Annotated in this window: 4 protein-coding genes; 3 read left to right on the top strand and 1 reads right to left on the bottom strand. The window is 71.0% G+C overall.

Going from position 1 to position 2,711, the window contains the following annotated elements:
- The 3 genes from fabG to CCN33_RS21415 form a co-directional block, all read left to right on the top strand.
- Positions 1-601 (top strand): 3-oxoacyl-ACP reductase FabG (gene fabG / locus CCN33_RS21425; RefSeq protein WP_086695180.1); only part of this gene is annotated, 601 nt, incomplete at its 5' end.
- 5 nt (positions 602-606) lie between these two features.
- Positions 607-1,374: an enoyl-ACP reductase FabI gene (fabI, locus tag CCN33_RS21420; protein ID WP_086695179.1), complete on the top strand. Its 768-nt coding sequence runs from the start codon at positions 607-609 to the stop codon at positions 1,372-1,374.
- 147 nt (positions 1,375-1,521) lie between these two features.
- Positions 1,522-1,863: a hypothetical protein gene (locus CCN33_RS21415; protein ID WP_086695178.1), complete on the top strand. Its 342-nt coding sequence runs from the start codon at positions 1,522-1,524 to the stop codon at positions 1,861-1,863.
- Here the strand turns inward: CCN33_RS21415 and CCN33_RS21410 are convergent.
- Positions 1,841-2,533: a FadR/GntR family transcriptional regulator gene (locus tag CCN33_RS21410; protein WP_086695177.1), complete on the bottom strand. Its 693-nt coding sequence runs from the start codon at positions 2,531-2,533 to the stop codon at positions 1,841-1,843. The genes CCN33_RS21415 and CCN33_RS21410 overlap by 23 nt on opposite strands.
- Between the last annotated feature and the right edge of the window lie 178 nt (positions 2,534-2,711).

Below are 2,711 nucleotides of genomic sequence, written 5' to 3'. Positions count from 1 at the left end.
GGGCGAGCCCCCGGCGGGCTTCCTCGCCGTCAAGTGCGACATCACCGACGCCGAGCAGGTCGAGCAGGCGTACAAGGAGATCGAGGAGCGGCACGGCCCCGTCGAGGTCCTGATCGCCAACGCCGGCGTCACCAAGGACCAGCTTCTGATGCGCATGTCCGAGGAGGACTTCACCTCGGTCATCGACACCAACCTCACCGGCACCTTCCGGGTGGTCAAGCGGGCCAACCGGGGCATGCTGCGGGCCAAGAAGGGCCGCGTCGTACTGATCTCCTCGGTCGTCGGCCTGCTGGGCTCGGCGGGGCAGGCGAACTACGCCGCGTCCAAGGCCGCGCTGGTCGGCTTCGCGCGCTCGCTCGCCCGTGAGCTGGGCTCGCGCAACATCACCTTCAACGTCGTCGCCCCCGGCTTCGTCGACACCGACATGACCAAGGCGCTCACCGACGAGCAGCGCGCGGGCATCGTGTCGCAGGTACCGCTCGGCCGGTACGCCGAGCCGGAGGAGGTGGCCGCGGCGGTGAAGTTCCTCGCCTCGGACGACGCCTCGTACATCACTGGAGCCGTCATTCCCGTTGACGGCGGACTGGGAATGGGTCACTGAACACCATGAGCGGAATTCTCGAGGGCAAGCGCATCCTGGTCACGGGCGTGCTGATGGAGTCCTCCATCGCCTTCCACGTCGCCAAGCTGGCCCAGGAGCAGGGCGCCGAGGTCATCCTGACCGCGTTCCCGCGGCCCACGCTGACCGAGCGCATCGCCAAGAAGCTGCCGAAGCCGGCGAAGGTCATCGAGCTGGACGTCACCAACGAGGAGCACCTCGCGCGCCTGGCCGACATCGTCGGCGAGGAGCTGGGCGGCCTCGACGGCGTCGTGCACTCCATCGGTTTCGCCCCCCAGGACGCCCTGGGCGGCAACTTCCTGAACACCCCGTTCGAGTCGGTCGCCACCGCCATGCACGTCTCCGCCTTCTCCCTGAAGTCGCTGACCATGGCCTGCCTGCCGCTGATGCAGAACGGCGGCTCGGTCGTCGGCCTCACCTTCGACGCGCAGTACGCCTGGCCGCAGTACGACTGGATGGGCCCGGCCAAGGCCGCCCTGGAGGCCACCAACCGCTACATGGCGCGCGACCTGGGCAAGCAGAACATCCGCTGCAACCTCATCTCCGCGGGCCCGATCGGCTCCATGGCCGCCAAGTCCATCCCCGGCTTCTCCGACCTGGCCGCCGTGTGGGACACCCGCTCCCCCCTCGAGTGGGACCTCAAGGACCCGGAGCCCGCCGGCAAGGGCGTCGTCGCCCTCCTCAGCGACTGGTTCCCCAAGACCACCGGCGAGATCATCCACGTGGACGGCGGTCTCCACGCCATCGGCGCCTGACCCGGCCCCGCACGTGCGAGAGGCCCGCATCCCCCCGGGGGTGCGGGCCTCACCCGTACGGATCTCCGGCCGGGCCGTCCCGGCTCCGGCGGTGCACCCTCGTAGTACGCGTCCCCTCCGCAGCCGTGGCCGAGGAGGTCCCTCTACGTGCGTCTTCCCCGCAGCCTGACCCCGGTGACCGCGGCCGCGGTACTCGTCCTCGCCCCGCCCGGTGGCGTCGCGCGCGCCGGTGACGGCAACCCGCACGCCCCCGACCTCTTCGGCGCGTCCTGCCGTATCAAGGTGGACGGGTCCGAGGTGGTGGCCTACTGCCACAACCCGTACGTGCACGTCGACCGGGTGCGGCTGCACGTCGAGTGCGCCCGGTGGTGGGACATCGACACCGACAGCGCGCCCGTGCCCGCGGGGCCCGCGCTGACGGTGAGGCTGACCGGGCGGTGCTGGAAGGAGATCCGGGTGGTGTGGATCAGTCACCAGAAGGCGGGCTGAACCGCTCCGGACGGCACTGGAAGGGGTAGCCGGCCGCCTCGGTGGCCGCCGCCCGCGCGTCACCGGTGCGGATCGCGTCCACCAGCCGGGTGTGGTCCATGTACGCCCGCTGCTCCAGCTCGGCGCCCACGTCCGCGCGCAGCCACTCCCGCAGCACCTCGCCGAGGTCCGCGTACATCGCCGTCATCACGTCGTTGTGCGAGGCGGACACCACGGCCAGGTGGAAGGTGGCGTCGGCCGCCACGAACGCCTCCGCCTCCCCGGCCTCCCACGCCTCCTCGCGCCGGGTCAGCAGCGCGTCCAGCTGCTTGAGGTCCTTCTCGGTACGCCGCTCCGCCGCCAGCCTCGCCGCCGACGACTCCAGCGTGGAGCGCAGCTCCGCGATGTGCCGGGGATCGGCGTCCGCGAACCTGCGGTGCATCACTCCGGCCAGCTCGCTGGTGGCGACCACATAGGTGCCGGAGCCCTGGCGGATGTCCAGCAGCCCGTTGTGCGCGAGCGCCCGTACCGCCTCGCGGACCGTGTTGCGGGCCACGCCCAGCTGTTCGACCAGCTCCGGCTCGGTGGGGATGCGGGAGCCGACCGGCCACTCGCCGGACGTGATCTGGGCGCGCAGCTCCGCGATGACCTGTTCGGACAGCGCCGAGCGGCGCGGGTGGCTCAGAGGCATGGCCCACCTTGGCACGTGAGTTCCGGCCCGTACCAACGGACCGGACCGGGGCGCCCCGTACGGAGCCGGCTCCGGAATGGACAACCAATCATCCCATGATTCTATGATGGGTCTCATGGCAGAGGAGACCCGGACCGTGCGCAAGCCCGCCGTCCCCGAAACGAGCACCCCCCTGACG

Source organism: Streptomyces recifensis (genome assembly GCF_002154615.1).
Classification (GTDB): Bacteria; Actinomycetota; Actinomycetes; order Streptomycetales; family Streptomycetaceae; genus Streptomyces; species Streptomyces griseoluteus.
The sequence above is the reverse complement of the archived record's forward strand: the minus strand, read 5'-3'. Positions and strand labels throughout refer to the sequence as shown.

Coding starts and splice junctions, on each gene's coding strand:
- fabI (WP_086695179.1), top strand. CDS start 607: ATGAGCGGAATTCTCGAGGGCAAGCGCATCCTGGTCACGGGCGTGCTG.
- CCN33_RS21410 (WP_086695177.1), bottom strand. CDS start 2,533: ATGCCTCTGAGCCACCCGCGCCGCTCGGCGCTGTCCGAACAGGTCATC.